Source organism: Asaia bogorensis, assembly GCF_900465345.1.
GTDB classification, from domain to species: Bacteria; Pseudomonadota; Alphaproteobacteria; order Acetobacterales; family Acetobacteraceae; genus Asaia; species Asaia bogorensis_A.
Genome location: NZ_UEGO01000038.1, coordinates 64,348 through 83,995, shown reverse-complemented (window position 1 = coordinate 83,995; position 19,648 = coordinate 64,348). Strand labels below are relative to the sequence as shown.

Here is a 19,648-nt window from a genome sequence, read left to right as displayed (position 1 = left end):
AGGCGTCATCACGGTTTTGGGAACGCACCATGAGCCAGACATCTCTCCCCCCCGCTATCGACCCGGATTATCTGGCTCTGCTTGATTCCGATCGTATCTCGGGTCGTACGCGCCAGATCATGGAGGAGCGGGCCCAGACCAGCGATGCGGATTACGTACCGCGTCACCTGTCGTCCGGCGCCTATGAGACGCTTATCGCGCTCACGGCCCGCGTGCTGCCCCAGAAATCGGTTCTCAGCGATGCCAGCATCAATCTGGCCGCCCGGATCGACGCACGCCTTGGAACACCGGGCGATGGCTGGCGGTTTGCGACCTTGCCGCCCGATCAGGAGGCCTATGAACAGGCCCTGGACGGGCTGGACGTCCATGCACGCTCCAGCAAGGGCAAGGCCTTTGCTGCCCTCGGTGCAGCCGAACAGGATCAGATCATTCATGGCATGGCCGAGGGCGCGTTTGACACCGCGCATCTGGATGCCACGCAGATGCGCGCCTGGTTTGCAGATCTGCGCGCGGATTGCGTGCAGATCTTCATCTCTCATCCGGCCGTACAGGCTCAGCTTGGCATCGACGCGATCTTCAACGGCGGCGACGGTTTCTTCCAGGGTTTCTCGGAAATGGGAGAAGGTGTGGAAGAAGCGTGGGAGCCAGCTCAGAAAGGCGCAGGATCATGAAGTCACGCCGTTTCGCAGATAACGATATCGTCGATGTGGTCGTCGTCGGCACGGGGGCCGGTGGCGCCCCGCTGCTGGCCGAACTGGCGCGTACAGGCATGAAGGTGGTGGCGCTCGAAGCCGGACCGCGCTTCGACCCCAAGCAACATACGCCAGACGAAGCGACGGCTTCGGAAATCTACTGGCTTGAAGAGCGTCTTTCGGGTGGGGCTAACCCGATGGCGTTTGGCGGTAACAACAGCGGCACGGGCGTGGGCGGCTCCATGCTGCATTTCGGCGCTTTCATGCCGCGCATCGATCCGCGCGACATGAAACTGCACAGCGAAACCGGCAAGGGCGTCGACTGGCCTTTCGATTTCGGGACCATGCTGCCCTATATCGAGCGGGTCGAACGCGAGATCGGCGTCTCGGGGCCAGAGAATTACCCTTGGGAGCCGAGTCGACGTTATGCCTACCCGCCGCCGCAGCGCAATGGGGCGGCACAGGCGATGGCGCGTGGATGCGATGCTCTCGGCATACGCAATGCCGATGGCCCTACGGCGCTGATCACGCGCGATTGGGGTGACAGAAAAGCCTGTACCGGATGTGGCGCCTGCCATCAGGGATGCCGTAACGGCGCCAAATCAGGCACCGATGTCACATACCTTCCTCTTGCCGTTTCGGCAGGCGCAGAAATCAGGCCGAACTGCTTCGTGCACGGCATCGAACGCGATACGGCGGGACGCGTCACTGGCGTTGTCTATCGCGAGGAGGGTAAGGACCGGGTGCAGAAATGCGCCAATCTCGTCCTCGCAGCAGGAGCCGTGGAGACCGCCAGATTGCTGCTTCACACCGGGCTTGCCAATCGTAGTGGTCAGGTCGGGCGCAACTACATGGCTCACATCTCCACTCAGGTCTGGGGCACGTTCGACGAGATCATACGCCCCAACAAGGGCTATCCGTCTCTCACCATCACTGAAGACATGATGCGCCCCAAGGACGCCGAGTTCGCCGGGGGGTACCTGATCCAGTCACTCGGCATGATGCCCCTTACCTGGGCAACAGGCGTGGCCCGTGGGCGCGGCCTGTGGGGTGATGACCTCACGCGTTATCTACGCGGCTATAATCACATGGCCGGGCTGGGCGCGCATGGCGACTGCCTGCCCAGCGACGATAACCGTGTGACCTTGTCCGATGAGACCGGTCGAGCCGGTGTGCCCAAGCCGAAGATTATCTTCAGCTATGGCCCGAACGAGCAGGCTATGCATGAACACATGGCCCGCACCATGACGTCGATCTGGGAAGCCGCGGGGGCCAGAGATATCTGGTCGATGGACCGCGCGGCGCACATGATTGGCACATGTCGTATGGGGACTGATCCAGATGACTCCGTCGTGGATCCGTTCGGTCGCAGCCATGACATCGACAATCTTTGGATCAGCGATCACTCGATTTTCCCGAGCGCCACGGCCGCCAATCCGGCTCTTGCCATCATGGCCCTGAGCCTGCGCACTGCGGCAGCGATCAAGGAAGGGCGCTGAGAAGCGCTTTGCAGGAGAGAATACCCCCGCCAGAAGGGTAACCCATCTGGCGGGACACGGGGCAGCGCCCCCTGTCGCACGTTCGCCCCCCCTGAAAGGTAGGGGGCGTAGCTTCAATTATTCACGGATACGCTCAATATCGGCCCCGACCGCGGAAAGCTTGCGATCGACGGCTTCGTACCCGCGATCCAGATGATAGATGCGGCTGAGTGAGGTCTCACCACGTGCGCCCAGACCCGCAAGAATCAGGGAGAACGAAGCACGCAGATCGGTCGCCATGACGGGCGCGCCCGAGAGATGGTCCACTCCTCGGATAATCGCAGAAGAGCCATGAACGTTGATACGCGCGCCCATGCGGTTGAGCTCGGGTACGTGCATGAAACGGTTCTCGAAGATCGTTTCCGTCACCATTGACGCGCCTTCGGCAACCGCCAGCATAGCCATGAACTGGGCCTGCATGTCGGTCGGGAAACCCGGATAGGGCTCGGTCATGATGTCGACGCCCTTGAGTGCCCCTGTACGACGCACACGGATGGCGTTTTCCTCTTCCAGCACCTCAACGCCCGCCTCTTCCAGCGTACGCACGACCGCTCCGAGATCGCGAACGCGACCACCGATCAGACGCAGATCACCCCCGGTAATGCCAGCCGCGCAGGCATAGGTGCCACATTCGATACGATCGGCCATGATCGCGTGCTCTGCCCCGGTCAGCGCCTCGACACCATCGATGACGAGGGTACCGGTGCCGGCCCCGCTGATCCGCGCGCCCATGCGGTTGAGGCACTCGACCAGATCGCTGATTTCCGGCTCACGCGCCGCATTGACGATCTCGGTGCGGCCCTTGGCGAGGGTCGCGGCCATCAGCAGGTTTTCGGTTGCACCAACAGATGCGAAAGGCAGCAGGATACGATCGCCCACCAGACCACCGGGCGCACTGGCATTGATATAGCCGTTTTCGAGACGGATGGTCGCCCCAAGTGTCTCAAGGCCCTTGAGATGCAGATCGACAGGGCGCGTGCCAATGGCGCAGCCACCCGGCAGCGAGACACGGGCCTCATGAGCGCGGGCAAGCAGAGGCCCCAGAACCAGGATGGAGGCCCGCATTTTGGAAACAATATCGTACGGCGCCTCGACGGACGTGATCGGGCCACCAATCGACAGCGTACGCCCTTCCGCATCGACCGGCTCGACCGCAATGCCATGCTGACGCAGCAGCACCTGCATGGTCTCGATATCGGCGATCTTCGGCACGTTGGAGAGAATGAGTCGCTCAGACGTCAGAAGCCCCGCGACCATGAGCTTGAGACCGGCATTCTTGGCGCCGCCAATCACGATCTCGCCTTCAAGACGTCTGCCGCCACGTATGATGAAACGGTCCATGATCTGTCGCTCCTGAAGGATGAGGCTCACGCGGGAAAGGGTTCTCTCTCCCCCGTCATCATGGCTTCGTCAAGGCATCAATTGGGCAATCCTGCCCCCTGCCCGCAATGAGGTGCCTATCCCCCTCTGGCGAGGTGTTCCAGCGCAGGAAGATTGAGCAGAGTGATCTGTGTGACCTGGGTGATGGTGATCATCATTTCACGTTGCAGGGCATTCAGGGTGCGGCTGACTGTCTCGATGGTAAGGCCAAGATAATCGGCAATCCCTGTGCGGCTCATGGGCAGGTGAATGACGATCTCTTTTGTGGGGGACCGATGATGCTGCTCCAGCAGGAAGCTGGCCAGACGCTCACGCGCCGTCTTGCGGCCCAGCAGCAGCATACGGCGTTGCGCCTGGACCAACTCGCGCGAGGCCTCTTCCATCAGGCGCAGCTCAAGCGCCGGAAATTCCCGACGCAACAGGCCAAGCCCGGTGCGGGAGAAACGGCAGAGCGACAACGGACCGAGGGCTTCGGCGCTGAAGGCATAGGTGGCACCGCTCGCAAGCCCGAGAAAATCACCTGATTGCCCAAAGCCCGTGATCTGACGCCTTCCATCAGGCATGAGGGTAAAGATCTTAACGTGCCCCGCCGTCACGATGTAGAAATCGGTGGCCGCCTCACCCTCCTGGATGAACGTCTTGCCGGGCGCGACGGACAGGCGGTGGGAATACTGTGCAAGTCGCGCCATGTTATCCGGATCGATAACGGAACAAATACTCCGCGTACGCGCCTCGCAGTGAAGGCATTGCCCGCAACTGCCGCAAGGTCCAAGCGCACTGATACTGTCCCTCGTCTGCGCATCCATGGCGTCAACGACCCTCATCTTTTTTATTTTTGTTCTTGTTCGGTTAACAATACGTCATATACTGTTGCCAATTCCCCACGGTCATCAGCAACGTTGCTATTGTCTTGATCTGGATCAAGGCACGACATCATAGCGCATGGTGAGAGAACGTCACTGTTTAATCACGGATGACGTTGATGAAGACCTCTTTCAAGATTTCCACCGCTCTTCTGACCGGTTTTGTTGCCGCTGTTGCAGCACCCGTCGCACAGGCCCAGACGACCCCCGTCGTCAACACGCCAGTTTCAACGAACATGGTGCTCGCACCCCAGGCTCAGGCCGTTGCTGCGCCCCGCTCATCCTCCAGCGATGAATGCGGCCTGTTCAAGACCTGCTCCAGCACCAAGATCGGCCTTGGCAAGGGTGACTTCATCATCCGCCTGTCTGCCCTCGGCGTCATTCCGCAGGATCGTGACAGCAAGCTCTGGCTCAATGGCGCCGCCATTCCAGGCCGCGTCAAGACCACCAATCAGGTCATGCCGGAACTGACGTTCGAATACTTCTTCACGGATAATATCTCGATCGACCTGATTGCCGCCAGCACCCGTCATGAAGTGGCTGCCAAGGACACCCCGCTGGGTGGTATTGATGTCGGTAGCGCCTGGGCTCTTCCGCCCACAATCACGCTGGCCTGGCATTTCCGTCCCCACAAGCGCTTCAACCCCTATGTGGGCGTCGGTGCAACACTGGCATGGTTCCACAATGTGTCGCCCGCCGGTGGCCTGGTGCAGAAGCTCAATGTTGGCGTGACGGGCGGCCCGTCGGTCAATGTCGGCTTTGACTATCAGCTGGTTGGCAACTGGTTCTTCAACATGGATGCCAAGCAGATGTTCATGCGCATGCATGCCTGGGCCAATGACCGTGGGTCGGGCGCCTTCATCAAGGCCCATGACTCGCTCGACCCCACCACGGTCGCAGCTGGTATCGAATACCGCTTCTGATATTCCCCTCCCCGGGAACATCGGAATGAAAGAGGCCACCCTGCATAGGGTGGCCTTTTTTCGTTCCGGGCCTGGCCCTTACCGTGTCACAGCCCTGTCATATCCAAATCACCGAAGCTTCACACACCGTAACGAACTCTCCGAATAGGGTGCGCCGCGTTCGAGCCCGTCTTAAAGGAAAGTTTACTGATGAAGCTTCGCAAGCAGCGCCATGCCCTTACGCTGTCTCTCTTCTGCTCTCCCCTCGCCCTGCTGAGCGCCACCGCTCACGCCGCAGATGCGAAGCTTCCCGTTCATCAGAATACAGCACCCGTCTCGCAGCTGCATGCCCAGAACGCTTCGCGTAAGGCAAAGGCCCTGACCTCCACCGCGCCGGCGGAAGAAGTCATTGCAACCGCGCGTCGCACGCGTTCAGAGCAGAGTGTGGGCCATACGCAGCTGCAACGCATCCTGCCCGGTCTGAGCCCGCTCAAGGCGTTGCAGATTCTGCCGGGCGTGGTGTTCAACAACGCCGATCCCTGGGGCAATAACGAACAGAACTCATCGCTTTTCATCCATGGCTTCAACCAGAACCAGCTCGGCTATACGCTCGATGGTATCCCGCTGGGTGATCAGGCCTATGGCAACTATAACGGTCTGTCGCCACAGCGCGCCGTAATCAGTGAAAACGTGGGCAACGCCACGGTCGCAACCGGCTCTGGCGCGCTTGGCACCGCCTCGACCTCCAATCTGGGCGGAACTCTGCTGTTTTCCTCGCTCGACCCGAAGCAGAAAATGGGTGGTCAGCTCGATCAGACCTTCGGCAGCTTCTCGACCTTCCGCACCTTTGCCCGGTTCGATACCGGCAATTTCGGCAATGGCAACTCGGCCTATATCTCATGGGCGCGGCAGGATGCCCGTGCCTGGGATTTTGCCGGTCATCAGGGCGGCAATCAGGTCAATGCGAAATTCGTGCACAAGGGAAGCAAGGACAAGATTACCTATTTCTTTGACTGGTCTGACAAGGTCGAACCCAATGAAGACGGCATCGTGCTGCCCAATGGGTATGGGACCTATGTGCGCCCCTTCACCTATCCGGATTTCAACTACGCCAAATCATATCTGAATTCGGCTGCCTACAAGAATGCCGGGCTGAACTATCGCAATTACTATTCCGCCGCCCAGCGCGAGGATTTTCTGACCTATCTGGGTTGGCAGCACGACTTCAATGCCAACCTGCATTGGGACAACAAGCTCTATTACCATCACAATCTGGGTGAGGGCGTTGTGGCGGGGCCGATCACGGCCGCAGGTCTGCCCACGCTGTTCAGCGCCTATTTCCCGAACCAGAGCGCCAGCCAGCTCAGCAACGTGTTCGGCGGCTCGGGCTATGCCACACGCACGACCGAATACTGGGATAATCGCGGCGGCCTGATCACCACGCTGCGCTACAAGCTGGGCCATCACGACCTTGAGGTCGGGGGCTGGTACGAGCGCAACAACAACACGCAGGCCCGTCGCTGGTATCCGCTGGACGCAAACAGCCCGACCACACCTTATGACCGCCAGCAGGATGCCCTGATCAAGCAGTACACCAACTATTTCTATACCAACACCTTCACTACCCATCTGCAGGACAGCTGGAAGGTGACGAAGAACTTTACCCTCTCGGCAGGCTTCAAATCCGAGCTGGTCTACACAAACGGCACCCTGCCCGTAGCTGGCAAGCCAGGATCGCTCTCACCGGCAACAGCCGTGACCGTGCCGGGCGGCACGATTGCCGCGGTCAAGCCGTTCCTGCCGTCTTTCGGTGCGCTGTGGAACATCACGCCCAACGAGCAGTGGTTCGCCAATATCCAGGAAAACATGCGTTCCTATCAGAGCGCCGGTTACGGCAATGCCACCCCCTGGGGTGCCACAAGCCAGGCCGCCTTCGAGGATTTCAAGAAGAACGGCAAGGTCGAGACCTCATGGACCTATGAGACCGGCCTGCGTACCCATCACCATGTCAATCTCGGCCCGCTGACCGATATCTCGGCACAGGCTGAATATTATCATGTGCATTTCTCAAACCGTCTGGTCGCCATTGCCACCACGCAATCCCTGTCCTCCATCATCGGTTCGGCCACGACGCTCGCCAATGTGGGTTCGGTCACAACGGATGGCATGGATTTCTCCTTCACCGCACAGTTCGGCCCGCATTTCTCGATCTATAACGGGCTGAGCTATAACAAGTCGGTCTATAACGACAATTACAACTCCGGCACGTCCACCATACGCATTGCAGGCCGCAATGTGGCGGGTCAGCCGGACTGGACCGAGAAATTCGTCGCCACCACGAACTGGGGCAATTTCTACGGCCAGTTCATCGGCGATGTCATGGGCAAGCGCTACACCACCTACACCAACGATCTCTGGGCCTCGCCGACCGCACAGTTCAGCATGAATGCGGGCTACACCATTCACGGTATCCCCCATATTCCTGCCTTGCGCGTTCAGGGAAACATCACCAACCTGACCAATACGCGTGGCTGGTCCACGGTCAGCACAACGCAGACTTCAGGTCAGTTCACGGCCTACCCCATTGCACCGCGCATGTATTTCCTGACGCTGAGCGCCAACTGGTAACATAGCCCGACACAGGAACGGCGCCGCCCGATCAACCGGGCCGCGTCGTCCTTCTTTCAAAATGCCTCCTCCCGCGCCTGTCTCTTGCGGGAGCGGGCCTGAGGAGGTTCGATTTGCTGTCACGTCGTCACGCTCTCACTCTTGGCGCCGCCGGATTCTGTGCGCCGGCCCTCGCCTCGCGCTCCTTCGCGGCCCCGTCTCTGGCGCCCAAGCCACTCGTCTTCTCCCATCGTGGCGCTTCTGCCTTGCGGCCCGAGCACACGCTGGCCTCTTACGCCAAGGCAATGGAAGACGGTGCCGACTATATCGAACCCGATCTGGTCATGACGAAAGACGGCGTGCTGATCGTGCGCCATGAGAGCAATATTGCCGATACCACCGATGTCGGCTCGCGCCCGGAATTTGCCGCCCGCAAGCGCAGCCTGACCATTGACGGACAGAAAGAGACCGGTTGGTTCACCACCGATTTCACCCTCGCCGAGCTCAAGACCCTGCGGGCGAAAGAGCGCCTGCCGCAGCTTCGCCCGCATAACACACGCTATGACGGGCATTTCGATGTGCCGACTTTTGAAGAAGTGATCGATTTCGTAGCCGGTGAATCCGCCGCGCGTGGCAAGGTGTACGGGCTCATTCCCGAAATCAAGAACTCCACCCATTTCCACAGCCTCGGTCTGGATCCGGAAACCACGTTCCTGCGCACCATCGCAGCGCATGAATATACCCGCCAGGCCCCTCTGGAACTCCAGTCTTTCGAAACCGCCAATCTGCGAGCGATCGGTGAAAAGACGCGCGCCATCAACCCGCAGGCGCGGGTCATGTTCCTGATGGGTGGCCCTGACCAGACACCGCCCGATCTTCTGGGCAAAAACGATGCAAAAAGCTTTGGCGATTTCATGAAGCCCGAAGGCCTGCGCGAGATACGCCGCTTTGCCGATGTGATCGGCCCGTCCAACACCGATCTGATCCCGCGCAAACCGGACGGCTCGTGGGGTACGCCCACCTCGTTGATCACCGACGCTCATGAAGCCGGGCTGCTGGTTCATTCCTACACGGCGCGCCCTGAGAACTATTTCCTGCCGAAGGAACTGCGCGATGGGGGCGCGCTGAACGCCCGCAACCCGCAAGGCATGATTGCCGAGGTGAAGCGCTATCTCGATATGGGGCTGGACGGGTTCTTCACGGATGACCCGGCCCTTGGCCGACTGGCAGTCGATACGGCGGGGTGAGCCGATAAGTTGATCCGGCGCAAACTTGCCTGCGTTGGACAGGTCATGCAGGGTTTGCGCCCTGTATATCCTGCCCTCATGATGGAGAACTCCCTTGGCCGCGCACGATCTGTTTCCCGGTAAAGCCTTCGACGCCTTCCTGTTCGACATGGATGGCACAATCCTGACCTCCATCATCGCGGCAGAGCGCGTATGGACCCTCTGGGCCCAGAAGCACGGTCTGGATGTTGAGAAATTCCTTCCCACCATTCATGGCGTTCAGACCGTCGAAACCATACGCCGCCAGAAACTGCCGGGCGTTGATCCGGTCGCTGAAGCCCACTGGATTACCAGTCGCGAGCTGGAAGATACGCATGGCATCGACCCCATTCCGGGTGCCACGGCGTTTCTGAACAGCCTGCCTGCCGATCGCTGGGCCATCGTCACCTCAGCCTCGCGTGAGCTTGCGCTCAAACGCATCGAGATTGCCGGACTGCCTTTGCCGAAAATCCTGATCACGGCTGAAGACGCCCCCAATGGCAAACCGGCCCCTGACTGCTTCCTGCTCGGCGCGCAACGTCTGGGCTTCGAGGCCAAGGACTGCGCTGTATTCGAGGATGCCCCTGCCGGGATCAAGGCAGGCGAGGCCGCAGGTGCCAGCGTGGTGGTGATCACAGCCACTCATACCCATGAGGTGGATGTACCCCATCCCACTGTGCCGGGTTACGAGGCCCTCAAGGCCCATCGTCTGCCCGATGGCCGCCTGTCCATCCTGGGCGACAACGCCGGCTGAGACAGTCGGGAAACAACCATGTCTGTCATCACCATCGCCGCCGCCCTGTTGCATGACGGGGCGGGCCGTCTTTTGCTGGTACGCAAACGGGGTACGCAGGCCTTCATGCAGCCAGGCGGCAAGATCGAGCCAGGCGAGACCCCGTTGGCCGCGCTTTTACGCGAAATCGACGAGGAGTTGGGTATCCAGCCAGAGGCAAGTTCGTGCCACTTCATCAGGCAGATCGAAGCCCTGGCTGCCAACGAGCCGGGCCATGTCGTACGCGCCGATCTGTTCGCCCTGCCCTGGTCCGGCCCTGTCATCATCGCCGCCGAGATCGAGGAGGCGCGCTGGGTCACCCCCGAGGACGCACGAGGCCTGATTCTGGCGCCCCTCACGCGTGAATACGTCCTGCCTCTCCATGCGAGCCTCTCTTGAAAAAAGACGGCAGCATTTCTACTTCTCCCTGCAAATCAGTGCCCTTGCGGCACCATCACAGTCTTGAGGGATCTCCATGACCGAAAACACCGAAAAAGATCAGGTCCAGGGCGCCGAAAAGCATGAATTCAGCGCAGAAGTCGGGCGTCTGCTCGATCTCGTGGTTCATGCTCTTTACTCCGAGCGCGAGATCTTTTTGCGTGAGCTGGTGGCCAACGCCGCCGATGCTTCCGACAAGCGTCGTTTCGAGGCGCTGACTGATGCCGCCAAGGCCCTTCCGGCCGACGCTGCCATTCGCATCCATCCCGACAAGGATGCCCGCCTGCTGACCATCAGCGATAATGGCGCAGGCATGAGCCGTGAGGATCTGGCGAGCAATCTCGGCACGATCGCACGCTCCGGCACACGCGCTTTTGGCGAGAAGCTGAACAGCGCAAAGCCGGAAGACCGCCCCAGCCTGATCGGCCAGTTCGGCGTCGGCTTCTATGCCGCCTTCATGGTGGCCGATAAGGTGGACGTGATTTCGCGCCAGCCAGGCTCCGATCAGGCGTGGCAGTGGTCGTCTGATGGCAAGGGTGCCTACACCATTGCGCCAGCCATGCGTGAACAGCCCGGCACAGACATCATCCTGCACGTCAAAACCGATGCTGATGAATTCCTCGACGCCTGGCGCCTGCGCTCGATCATCCGCAAATGGGCCGACCATATTTCATGGCCGATCACGCTGCGCGAGGGTGAGGAAGACAAATCGGCCAATGAAGGCACGGCCCTGTGGCGCAAGTCGAAATCCGACATCACGCCCGAGCAGTACACCGAGTTCTACCGCCACGTTGCCCACCAGTTTGACGAGCCTTATGCGACCCTGCACTGGAGCGCAGAAGGCACGACTGAATTTACGGCATTGCTGTTCATTCCCGGTGCTCGCCCGTTCGACTTCATGGAGCAGTCGCGTGAGAGCAAGGTGCATCTCCATGTGCGCCGCATGTTCATCACCGACGAGGCCGAGCTTCTGCCGGCCTGGCTGCGCTTCGTGAAGGGCGTTGTCGATACCGAAGACCTGCCGCTGAACGTCTCTCGTGAAATGCTGCAATCGACTCCCGTCTTGCAGCGCATCCGCAAGGCCGTGACCAAGCGCGTGATGACCGAAATCAAGAACCGCGCCAAGGACACGGAAAATGCCGAATCCTTCGGCACGTTCTGGGAAAATTTCGGCCCGATCATCAAGGAAGGTATCTGGGAGGATTCCGAGCACCGTCAGGAGCTCGCTGCCCTGTCGCGCTTCCGTTCCACGGCGTCTGACGATCCGACCACGCTCGATGCCTATCTGACGCGCATGAAGCCAGGTCAGGAATCAATCTACTACCTGACGGGTGAAAACGCCGAGGCGCTAGCTGCCTCGCCGCAGCTCGAAGGGTTCCGTGCCCGTGGCATCGAAGTGCTGCTGCTCTCCGATCAGGTAGATGGTTTCTGGCCCGATCGTCTGTCTTCCTATGAAGACAAGACCCTGAAATCCATCAATCAGGCTCACGGCGATCTTGAGAAGTTCGAAGCCCCGACGCCGGAAGGCGAGGCTGCGGATCTTGAGAAACTGATCCCTGCGCTCAAGGAAGCCCTTGGCGAGGAAGTGAAGGATGTGCGCGGCACGGTGCGTCTGGTTGGCAGCGCCGTGGTGATCACGAGCGAAGGTGGTCCCGATCTGATGATGCAGCGCCTGATGCGTCGCTCGGGTCAGGGCATGCCCCCCGCAGCGCCCATCATGGAGATCAACCCGCATCACCCGCTCATCCGTGATCTTGCAGCACGAGTGGAAAAAGGCGAGAGCGTGGCCGATTTCGCCCGCGTTCTGCTGGATGTCGCCCGTATTCAGGATGGCGAAACCCTGCCAGACGCCGCCGGTTTCGCGCAGCGCCTGACCGCCATGCTGACGAGCGCTGCTACAGCCTGAATCGTCACCGCCGATCACGAGGCGCCGACCCCCTGAAACTGGCGGTCGGCGCAAATTGTCTGTGCAGGCATGACATCACGTTGAAAAAGGCCCGGACCCACAATCCGGGCCTTTTTTCGTGGTCGCTTGCACAAAAAAACTTTTCAAAACGGCAAAAGCGCCGAGGCTGAGCCCTGCAAGCCCTGCATCGAGCTGGACCACGCAAAGGCGCAACTTCCTCCCCGCCGGACGAGTTCTCTCTTGCAAGCAGGCAGGCGTTTCGCCCGTCCGGCAGGAGGGATCTTGATCATGACGCAGAGCAGTTTTCACCCCACCAAGGAAATGGCCTCGGCGGCGCGCCACGGTCTCAAATTACGCGAGAAATTCAATCGCGGCGGGACAGAAGCCGGTGTCAAACGCGCCGAGCAACTGGCCGAACAGAAGGATCTGGATGAGAGCGACCTCAAATCCATGCACAGCTTCTTCGCCCGCCATAAATCGGACCAGAAAACCAAGACCCATGAATGGGGATCGGATAGCGACCCCTCTGCCGGCTATATCGCGTGGCTTCTCTGGGGCGGGGACCCTGCGCGCGACTGGGTCGAACGCAAGATCGCCTCACTCGACAAATAAGTCTTGCGATGAAACAACCCGGCCTTGGGGAACACCGTACCTGTCAGGCAGGGCGCACTGCACTCCCCTGACGGGCCAGCCGCATCAACACGATTGTCAGGCCGAGCGCCACAAGAGCAACGCCCCAGTTGACGGCGTCGGTCTGTCCGCCTCTGAGCAGAACGATGACTGCCAGCGCCGCATGGACGAGCGTTGCCAGCCAGAGCATAAGGGCCTCACCCCATGCGAAGGGCAGCGCACCCAGCATCATCACCCAGAACACACCGTGATAAAGCCGGAATGCTCCGCCCTCACTCAAGGGGTGGGGAAGCACCAGCGAGACACAAAGCAGAAGGGCAATGGCTGTCATGCAGCCCGTGCAGCAACCGGTCGTCAGGCGGGACAGAAAGCGGGTTCCGCGCGTATCTGTCAGGCACCCCGTCGCCTTCTCCTTGCGTCGGCGCACCGCAATCCAGAGTTTGCTGCCCGTATAGAAAAGAAACGCCCCGGCAAAACCGAGAACGAGATAGGTCCAGCGTATCGGCGCCCCCCCGTAGCTGCCAAAATGCAGGGCAAAGAAACTGGTCAGCGCTGCAAACCCTGCCGACTGGTACCCCGGCAGATAAGCGCTCCACAGAATTTGGCCCGTATAAGGGTCGAGTGTTGCAAATCCGCTGGTGGGGCCACGCATGACATGGGCGGGATCATGCCCCGAAACGCGCAAGACCGGGCCTGAACCGGGCGGCCCACCAGGGCGCGTGGAATAATCGAGCGTGTCAGGCACAAAACCCGGCGCCGTCTGGGCCAGACGCGCCAGTATCTCCGCCGGAGCCAGCAGCACTGCCCCCTCTCCCGCATGTGGCGGTGCAACCATGCCCCCCATGCCCCGACCACCACCATGCCCCGCACCATGACGACCATGCGCGCTCGAACTCTGGGCATGGGAGAGAAACTCACCCTGCACCGTAAAAATCACGTCGTGAAGGGCAAACACAACGGATGTCAGAGCCATGACGATGTGGAACGGCAAGGAGCAGAACCCGAGCAGATTATGCAGATCCAGCCATTTGCGTCTGACGCTCCCCACCAGCCGTACAGCAAAAAGCGCCCGTGCCAGGGCCGGGATGTAAACGATGGTCCCTGACACCAGAGCCAGTGCATAGGCCAGCGCAATAAATCCCATCACGATCATGGCGGGCTCATGAGGCAAGGGTAGCCCCATGCGCTGATGAACCGTGTCAATCAGCTGGGCTACGGGCGAGGGTCTATGCGTTGTGGTTACAAGACCGCCCTGCGCATCGAGCGCCGCCAGCATCATGGCCGATGACCCGTGGCCATGATGCCCTTGGCCCAGTGGCCATACCAGACGCGCCGGATGGGCGGCATCGGGGCTGACGACAATGCTGTATTGGCGCCGTGCCTCAGGATAGACAGCAAAGGCCTTGTCGAGCAGATCCGGCACATGCTCGATGGAAACAGCAACAGGCAGGTCGGGCCGCGGTGTCAGCCAGGATTCGAGCGCTGGCTCGAACATGCTGATGGCGCCCGCGTAAAAGGCGATGAACAGGAACAGCCCTGCCAACACACCGACCCAGCTATGAACTTCACGATAGACCTCCACGATATCAGCGCGCAATTTCATGACTGCCCACCCCCGAAAAACCCGGCAAGCAGCGTGTTGGCCAACCATAGCAGACAGGCAATCCAGCCAAGGCCAAACCATGCCCCCAGACCTGAGCGAAACAGGAAACACAGGCTGAGACAGATCACCCAGAGCAGTGCCGCCCCCCACATGAGAAACTGCGATGAGAGCATCATCGGATTGCCTGTGGCACCACAAAGATGCCCGGCCAGAACCATCGCCCCCAGTGCCAGTGCAGCACCGGGAATCAAACCGGCCAGCGTCTTGGCGAACCAGCGGCGGTTATCGAGTTTCGCCCCTTTCATAGGCGCACGCCCCTTCGCGCATGAAGCGCAACCCCAAGGGGGAGCAGGCTGAGCACAAGCATCAGCATCGCCACTGTCATGAAAACCCCGACAAGCCAGTCAGTCGCTGCCACAAACCCGACCAGCGAGAGCACCGAGAACAATGCGCCCGCCCCAAGGCAGGGGCGCGATGGGGGGCGCACCCGACACCATTGCTGTTGCCCACTGGCGAGGTAGAAAGCAGCGCCAGCGGCCACGGCCAGACAAAACCCGGCCAGGACCAGGCAGGGCGGGTAAAATCCTGCAAGGCCCGACAGGCTTGCCCCGCTCACCAGCGATATTCCAGACGCATGGTCAGGCTTCTGCCCTGACCATAATAGCATGCAGAGACCGCCGTGCAGGTCGCTACGAAGCGCTTATTGGCGATATTGCGCATGTTGAGTGAGAAGGAGAGGCCATTATAGCGGGGCCGCGCCACGCCGAAATCATAGCGCAGGAACATGTCATAGAGCGTGTACCCGGGTATGCTGAGCGTATTGGCCGTATCGCCATAGGAATGGCCCGTATAGCGCACGCCACCGCCAAAACCGGCACCGCGCATCGGTCCATGCAACAGGCGCTGATCGACAAAAAGCGAGGCCATCCATTTCGGGGCCTGAGGCATATAATTGCCAATCTGCGAAGCCGTGTTCGATTCCGTAATCTTGGCGGCACTGCGCGTACCGGTGAAAATAACCGCCATATCCCAGGGCAGGGTCGCACGGCCTTCGAGCTCCAGACCGCGCACACGCATCTCACCCGTCTGCACAAGGCATGTCGCCGTGCCGCAAAGCTGGCCGTTCGGCGCAGGGGTCGTCACATTCTGCTGCGTGATCTGATACCCGCCGAAAGTAACGTAAATGCTCTTTCCATACTGGTAACGCAGCCCGGCCTCATACTGGTCGCCTGTCGTCGGCTTGAAAGGCTTGTTATCGAGTGCGGTGGAGGGGTCGGACACCTGCGGCTGGAAGGACGTGGCATAGCTGAAATAGGGCGCCAGACCGATTTTGGTGCGGTAAACAGCCCCTGCACGCCATGTAAAGCGGTCATTATCGTTCAGATAGCGCTTTTTGGTGAGAATATTGAGGGTATTGTCACGCGCCCAGTCCTGACGACCGCCGACCGTGATGTAGAGATTTTCGATCTTCATCTGGTCCTGGAAATACAGACCGTTCTGCTGCGATTCCGTGGCGCCATAGACCTGCGGCGCCAGACCGGCCGAATAACCGGTCGTGCCACGCGCCACCGGGTCGAAGATATTCAGCAGGGGCAGCACAAGCGCCGAGTTGACCAGATCGCGCGAGCTTTCCCAGTTTGTGTAGAAATAATCCGTGCCGAACAGCAGCGTATGACGCACCATGCCTGTTCTGGCCCTGACCTCAAGCTGGGTATCTGTCGCCACGCCCTGCGAGCGCCCGCGTCCTTCGACAGCCCGTCGATTGACGGTCTGATAGGGCACGCATCCCTTGATGCTGGCGGTACATTTCGTCAGCGTATCGCCCGACAGTACCGTCGAGCGATAAAGGTTATCCAGATAGGTGTAGCGCGTGTTGTTGCGCAGCGTGACGATATTGTTGAAGCGATGCTCAAGGAATGACCCCGTCAGCACCTGTGTGCGATCGAAGGTGTTCCAGTCGGGCTCGCCTATGTTTTCGTCATTGCGGATATAGCGCCCCTTGGATGGCACAAGCGTGCCGGTCATGGGCAGGAACTGGAAGGTCGAGCCGCCGGTGTCACGCTGATACTGCGCCAACAGCGTCCAGCTCGACCCCGGCGCATAAGCCCAGGTCAGGCTGGGCGAGACATAATACCGCCCGCTATTCACATCATTGACCTGTGTGCCGCCATAACGGGCCACTGCAACGATCCGTCCTCGCACCGTACCGGATTTGTTGAGTTTGCCGGAGACGTCACCCGAGGCCTGACCCTGCCAGTTGCCGAGCTTGGTGTAACCGATGGTCTGAAGGAAAAACTCGCCATGCGATTTTTCGGTCGGACGCTTGGTGGTGAGATTGACGATACCACCGGGCGCGGTCTGGCCATAAAGCGCCCCAGACGGCCCTTTCAGCACCTCGATCTGCTGAAGGGCGAACGGATCGAATGATGTACGTGTCCATTGCCCGCCGGAAGGCAGACGCAGCCCATCGACAAAATTGTTGTTGGACGAAAAGCCGCCTGCCCCGAAGCCGCGCACTGAAACCTCATCCACGCGATTATCCACGCCCGAGGGCTCAGCCTGCACACCCGCCATATAGGACAGCGCATCGGCAATGGTGGGGGAAGCGCGCAGTTCGATTTCCTCACGCGTGACGATCGAGATGGTCTGCGGTGACTCGATAATGGGGGTGCGTGTCTTGGTGGTTGCCCCTGCCTGAGACAGGCCCGTGGCCGAGACGACAATGATCTCGTCAGGTTTTTTCTTTTGAGCGGGCATCGGTTTTTTCCGCAGGATCGATTGCGGCTGTGTGTCTGCTGCCTGTGCGGTTGTGAGAGAGGTCGCGCCTGCCAGAGCCAGGGCGACAAGACCGGTGATCCTGCGCATCGTTTCAAATTCAACATCATAATGGTGGGCCAATAACTGGCGCTGAATTTGTGCAATTGCGAATCATTGTCAATTCATTAATGTCTTGTGAGTCTGGTTTCGCGGGTCAGGTGACACCGACAAGCCACACTGCTCTATGTCAGCCAAACGACACGCGTGGCGCAGGCTCGCCAGGTGACACTGGAAAGCGTTGGAGGATCCACCTCATGGGCTCAGGATGGCTCATGCGATACTGACGCCATCCGGCGTAGCCCTTGCCGATATTGGCCTCCCGGATAATGGCCTGTACGACTAGGATCATCCACAAGGCCGCGCGGACCGGGAAACCGGGAGGGGCGCAGCCAAGGTTCGGGTTATTTCGTTTCAGGCAGACATCATGGACCACGCAATCGAGGCCGTCCGGCGTTTCAACCGCTTTTTTGTCCAGCATGTCGGTGCGCTGGATGCGCATTTTTCAGGGTCGGACATCACCCTCGCCGAAGCCCGTCTGATCTTCGAGATTGCCCGTCAGGGACACATACAGGGCAATCCCGTAACCGCCGCGGCATTGCAGAACTCCCTGCAGATCGACCGGGGGCAACTCAGCCGCATGATCGGCCGCCTGACCCGCCGTAACCTGATCCATCGCGATTGCCCTGAACATGACAGGCGTCTACGCCCGATCACACTTACCCCAGGCGGGCGTGAGATGCTCTCGGGCCTTGAGAAGCGCGTTCAGGAAGCCATTCGGACCACGCTGGCGGCCCTAGACCCCCTTTCGCGCTACGACCTCGTGACATCGCTCACCCATGCACGTTTTCTGCTGGCACCATCAGCCGACGCGCTTTTGACCCTGCGTGCCCCCCGGCCCGGAGAAGTCAGCCTTATCGCTTCTCGTCAATCAGCGCTATATGCACAAAGCCATGGCTGGGGACACAAGCTTGAATGTCTGATTGCCGAGACGGCATCACGCTTTCTGAGCGGGTTCGACCCGGCACGTGAAGCCTGCTGGGTTGCCGATCTCGATCAGGTCATGGCCGGTGCCGTTTTCCTGACCGATGAAGGCGATGGTGTTGCCCGGTTGCGATTGCTGCATGTCGAGCCGTTTGCCCGCAGGCGAGGCATTGGCGATGCGCTTGTGCAGCAATGTCTCGCTTTCGCCCGTGAAAAGAACTACCGGCGCGTTATTCTGTGGACCCATACTGTGCTTGAAAATGCCCGTCGTCTTTACGCCAGAAACGGTTTTTCCTGCGTTGCGACCGCACCGCATGATCTGTTTGGCGTCCCCCTGCAGGGCGAGGACTGGATTTGCGAACTGCTCACGCCAGACGCGCAGACAAACCAGAACCCCTGACGGTCTTGCAGGACAAGACGTCGGGCCTCCCGCCCCCAGCCCTTGCGAGCAATATGACGCCCGCTATTCCGCTTCAGGCATACGCAGAACGAGAAAGCCCGGCTTGCCCTTCAGATAGGTTTGCAGCGGCGTATCCACGACTTTCATATTGGCCTTGAGCGATGAGGCATTACGGAACCAGAGCGTCCCGTCTTTCCAGATAGCAAGGCCGGTATGGGTCACGTCCAGACCAGGCAGGGCCGTATAGATACCGATCACGTCGCCTGTATGGATTTTTCTGGCAATTTGCGGGGTGAGGGACTCAGGCGGCAGCCATGCGATGTCGCGCGGGTGAATGGCAAGCCCCTTGATATAGACCCCGCCATCAGCACGCTGATTCAGGTTTTTACGCGTGACCTGCGCCTGCGATGACAAATCGCGCGTCATGTCACGGGCATTATGCGGTGCAAGCGCCACCCAGTCTGTCAGGAAATGCCGCCGGTTCAGATAGGCAAGCTTGCCATCGCGATAACGGGTCTTTTCAAGTGCCGCGACAAACCCGGCCTCGTTGCTGGAAAGCGAGAGCGCGCGCACAAGGTCGATGAACGTGTAGCAATCCACCCCGTCAAAACGAATGACCAGGCGCTCCGGTGTGTCGGCACCACCGATCAGTGTATTGGCGATATAGGGTGTCCCGAGAAACAGTGCCGAAACCGTCGAGAGACGATGCGTGAAACCTGCCGGGTCGACAGGCCGCTCCGGGGCCTCAGCCCTTATCTGCGCCTCAATCTGGCTCAGTCGGGCCTGATCTGTGGGCGCGAAAGCTGTGTCGGCCGCCTGTGCGATCAAGGGCAGAAAGGCCGCCATGCTTAGTC

The 19,648-nt window shown here is 60.1% G+C and carries 18 protein-coding genes; 10 read left to right on the top strand and 8 right to left on the bottom strand.

The window, feature by feature from the left end; translation table 11 throughout:
* Positions 1-29 precede the first annotated feature (29 nt).
* Positions 30-671, top strand: a complete 642-nt coding sequence (locus ED655_RS14640) for a gluconate 2-dehydrogenase subunit 3 family protein (protein WP_162993553.1) — start codon at positions 30-32, stop codon at positions 669-671.
* Positions 668-2,191 carry a GMC family oxidoreductase gene (locus ED655_RS14635; RefSeq protein ID WP_122050811.1) on the top strand — a complete coding sequence of 508 codons (1,524 nt, stop codon included), beginning with the start codon at positions 668-670 and terminating at the stop codon, positions 2,189-2,191. The genes ED655_RS14640 and ED655_RS14635 overlap by 4 nt, the downstream gene beginning before the upstream one ends.
* 117 nt (positions 2,192-2,308) lie before the next feature.
* On the opposite strand, the gene murA is transcribed toward ED655_RS14635, so the two are convergent.
* Together murA and ED655_RS14625 are read right to left on the bottom strand one after the other, a co-directional pair.
* Positions 2,309-3,571 (bottom strand): UDP-N-acetylglucosamine 1-carboxyvinyltransferase, encoded by a 1,263-nt coding sequence (gene murA / locus ED655_RS14630; protein WP_122040520.1) that lies wholly within the window; start codon positions 3,569-3,571, stop codon positions 2,309-2,311.
* 116 nt (positions 3,572-3,687) lie between these two features.
* Positions 3,688-4,299, bottom strand: coding sequence for a Crp/Fnr family transcriptional regulator (locus tag ED655_RS14625; RefSeq protein ID WP_240993699.1), 612 nt, complete (start codon positions 4,297-4,299; stop codon positions 3,688-3,690).
* A gap of 293 nt (positions 4,300-4,592) precedes the next feature.
* Here ED655_RS14625 and ED655_RS14620 point away from each other — a divergent pair, with 293 nt between their 5' ends.
* The 7 genes from ED655_RS14620 (at position 4,593) to ED655_RS14590 (ending at position 12,975) form a co-directional block, all read left to right on the top strand.
* Entirely contained in the window at positions 4,593-5,396 is an 804-nt protein-coding gene (locus ED655_RS14620) for an OmpW/AlkL family protein (protein WP_122050888.1), read from the top strand.
* A 189-nt stretch (positions 5,397-5,585) separates the two neighbouring features.
* The gene (locus ED655_RS14615) at positions 5,586-8,003 is read left to right on the top strand and encodes a TonB-dependent receptor (RefSeq protein ID WP_122050808.1); all 2,418 of its coding nucleotides are present in this window, start codon (positions 5,586-5,588) and stop codon (positions 8,001-8,003) included.
* Between the two features lie 113 nt (positions 8,004-8,116).
* Positions 8,117-9,229: a glycerophosphodiester phosphodiesterase family protein gene (locus ED655_RS14610; protein ID WP_122050807.1), complete on the top strand. Its 1,113-nt coding sequence runs from the start codon at positions 8,117-8,119 to the stop codon at positions 9,227-9,229.
* Positions 9,230-9,323: 94 nt separating this feature from the next.
* Positions 9,324-10,001, top strand: coding sequence for an HAD family hydrolase (locus tag ED655_RS14605; RefSeq protein ID WP_205836055.1), 678 nt, complete (start codon positions 9,324-9,326; stop codon positions 9,999-10,001).
* An 18-nt stretch (positions 10,002-10,019) separates the two neighbouring features.
* The gene (locus ED655_RS14600) at positions 10,020-10,418 is read left to right on the top strand and encodes an NUDIX hydrolase (RefSeq protein ID WP_122050805.1); all 399 of its coding nucleotides are present in this window, start codon (positions 10,020-10,022) and stop codon (positions 10,416-10,418) included.
* Between the two features lie 76 nt (positions 10,419-10,494).
* Positions 10,495-12,363: a molecular chaperone HtpG gene (htpG, locus tag ED655_RS14595; RefSeq protein WP_122050804.1), complete on the top strand. Its 1,869-nt coding sequence runs from the start codon at positions 10,495-10,497 to the stop codon at positions 12,361-12,363.
* 288 nt (positions 12,364-12,651) lie between these two features.
* On the top strand, positions 12,652-12,975 hold the full coding sequence (locus ED655_RS14590; RefSeq protein WP_023979893.1) for a hypothetical protein: 324 nt from the start codon (positions 12,652-12,654) through the stop codon (positions 12,973-12,975).
* A 43-nt stretch (positions 12,976-13,018) separates the two neighbouring features.
* Here ED655_RS14590 and ED655_RS14585 read toward each other — a convergent pair whose 3' ends face one another.
* The 5 genes from ED655_RS14585 to ED655_RS15640 form a co-directional block, all read right to left on the bottom strand.
* Entirely contained in the window at positions 13,019-14,596 is a 1,578-nt protein-coding gene (locus ED655_RS14585) for a PepSY-associated TM helix domain-containing protein (protein WP_162993552.1), read from the bottom strand.
* Complete coding sequence (locus ED655_RS14580; RefSeq protein WP_122050801.1) at positions 14,593-14,901, bottom strand: hypothetical protein; 309 nt, start codon at positions 14,899-14,901, stop codon at positions 14,593-14,595. The genes ED655_RS14585 and ED655_RS14580 overlap by 4 nt, the downstream gene beginning before the upstream one ends.
* Positions 14,898-15,212, bottom strand: coding sequence for a hypothetical protein (locus tag ED655_RS14575; protein WP_122050799.1), 315 nt, complete (start codon positions 15,210-15,212; stop codon positions 14,898-14,900). The genes ED655_RS14580 and ED655_RS14575 overlap by 4 nt, the downstream gene beginning before the upstream one ends.
* The gene (locus ED655_RS14570; protein WP_122050884.1) at positions 15,209-17,461 is read right to left on the bottom strand and encodes a TonB-dependent siderophore receptor; all 2,253 of its coding nucleotides are present in this window, start codon (positions 17,459-17,461) and stop codon (positions 15,209-15,211) included. Before ED655_RS14570 ends, ED655_RS14575 begins: the two co-directional genes overlap by 4 nt.
* A 139-nt stretch (positions 17,462-17,600) precedes the next feature.
* Positions 17,601-17,762, bottom strand: a complete 162-nt coding sequence (locus tag ED655_RS15640) for a hypothetical protein (protein ID WP_162993551.1) — start codon at positions 17,760-17,762, stop codon at positions 17,601-17,603.
* A 75-nt stretch (positions 17,763-17,837) separates the two neighbouring features.
* Here ED655_RS15640 and ED655_RS14565 point away from each other — a divergent pair, with 75 nt between their 5' ends.
* The gene (locus tag ED655_RS14565) at positions 17,838-18,794 is read left to right on the top strand and encodes a bifunctional helix-turn-helix transcriptional regulator/GNAT family N-acetyltransferase (protein ID WP_122050798.1); all 957 of its coding nucleotides are present in this window, start codon (positions 17,838-17,840) and stop codon (positions 18,792-18,794) included.
* A gap of 63 nt (positions 18,795-18,857) precedes the next feature.
* Here the strand turns inward: ED655_RS14565 and ED655_RS14560 are convergent, their stop codons facing one another.
* Positions 18,858-19,640 (bottom strand): DUF1460 domain-containing protein, encoded by a 783-nt coding sequence (locus ED655_RS14560; RefSeq protein WP_162993550.1) that lies wholly within the window; start codon positions 19,638-19,640, stop codon positions 18,858-18,860.
* Positions 19,641-19,648 lie beyond the last annotated feature (8 nt).

What these genes read in the sequence shown, in the direction of transcription:
- ED655_RS14600 (WP_122050805.1), top strand. Translation starts at nt 10,020, where the DNA reads ATGTCTGTCATCACCATCGCCGCCGCCCTGTTGCATGACGGGGCGGGC.
- htpG (WP_122050804.1), top strand. Translation starts at nt 10,495, where the DNA reads ATGACCGAAAACACCGAAAAAGATCAGGTCCAGGGCGCCGAAAAGCAT.
- ED655_RS14590 (WP_023979893.1), top strand. Translation starts at nt 12,652, where the DNA reads ATGACGCAGAGCAGTTTTCACCCCACCAAGGAAATGGCCTCGGCGGCG.
- ED655_RS14615 (WP_122050808.1), top strand. Translation starts at nt 5,586, where the DNA reads ATGAAGCTTCGCAAGCAGCGCCATGCCCTTACGCTGTCTCTCTTCTGC.
- ED655_RS14640 (WP_162993553.1), top strand. Translation starts at nt 30, where the DNA reads ATGAGCCAGACATCTCTCCCCCCCGCTATCGACCCGGATTATCTGGCT.
- ED655_RS14635 (WP_122050811.1), top strand. Translation starts at nt 668, where the DNA reads ATGAAGTCACGCCGTTTCGCAGATAACGATATCGTCGATGTGGTCGTC.
- ED655_RS14585 (WP_162993552.1), bottom strand. Translation starts at nt 14,596, where the DNA reads ATGAAATTGCGCGCTGATATCGTGGAGGTCTATCGTGAAGTTCATAGC.
- ED655_RS14625 (WP_240993699.1), bottom strand. Translation starts at nt 4,299, where the DNA reads ATGGCGCGACTTGCACAGTATTCCCACCGCCTGTCCGTCGCGCCCGGC.
- murA (WP_122040520.1), bottom strand. Translation starts at nt 3,571, where the DNA reads ATGGACCGTTTCATCATACGTGGCGGCAGACGTCTTGAAGGCGAGATC.
- ED655_RS14565 (WP_122050798.1), top strand. Translation starts at nt 17,838, where the DNA reads ATGGACCACGCAATCGAGGCCGTCCGGCGTTTCAACCGCTTTTTTGTC.
- ED655_RS14620 (WP_122050888.1), top strand. Translation starts at nt 4,593, where the DNA reads ATGAAGACCTCTTTCAAGATTTCCACCGCTCTTCTGACCGGTTTTGTT.
- ED655_RS14560 (WP_162993550.1), bottom strand. Translation starts at nt 19,640, where the DNA reads ATGGCGGCCTTTCTGCCCTTGATCGCACAGGCGGCCGACACAGCTTTC.
- ED655_RS14570 (WP_122050884.1), bottom strand. Translation starts at nt 17,461, where the DNA reads ATGCGCAGGATCACCGGTCTTGTCGCCCTGGCTCTGGCAGGCGCGACC.
- ED655_RS14580 (WP_122050801.1), bottom strand. Translation starts at nt 14,901, where the DNA reads ATGAAAGGGGCGAAACTCGATAACCGCCGCTGGTTCGCCAAGACGCTG.
- ED655_RS15640 (WP_162993551.1), bottom strand. Translation starts at nt 17,762, where the DNA reads ATGATCCTAGTCGTACAGGCCATTATCCGGGAGGCCAATATCGGCAAG.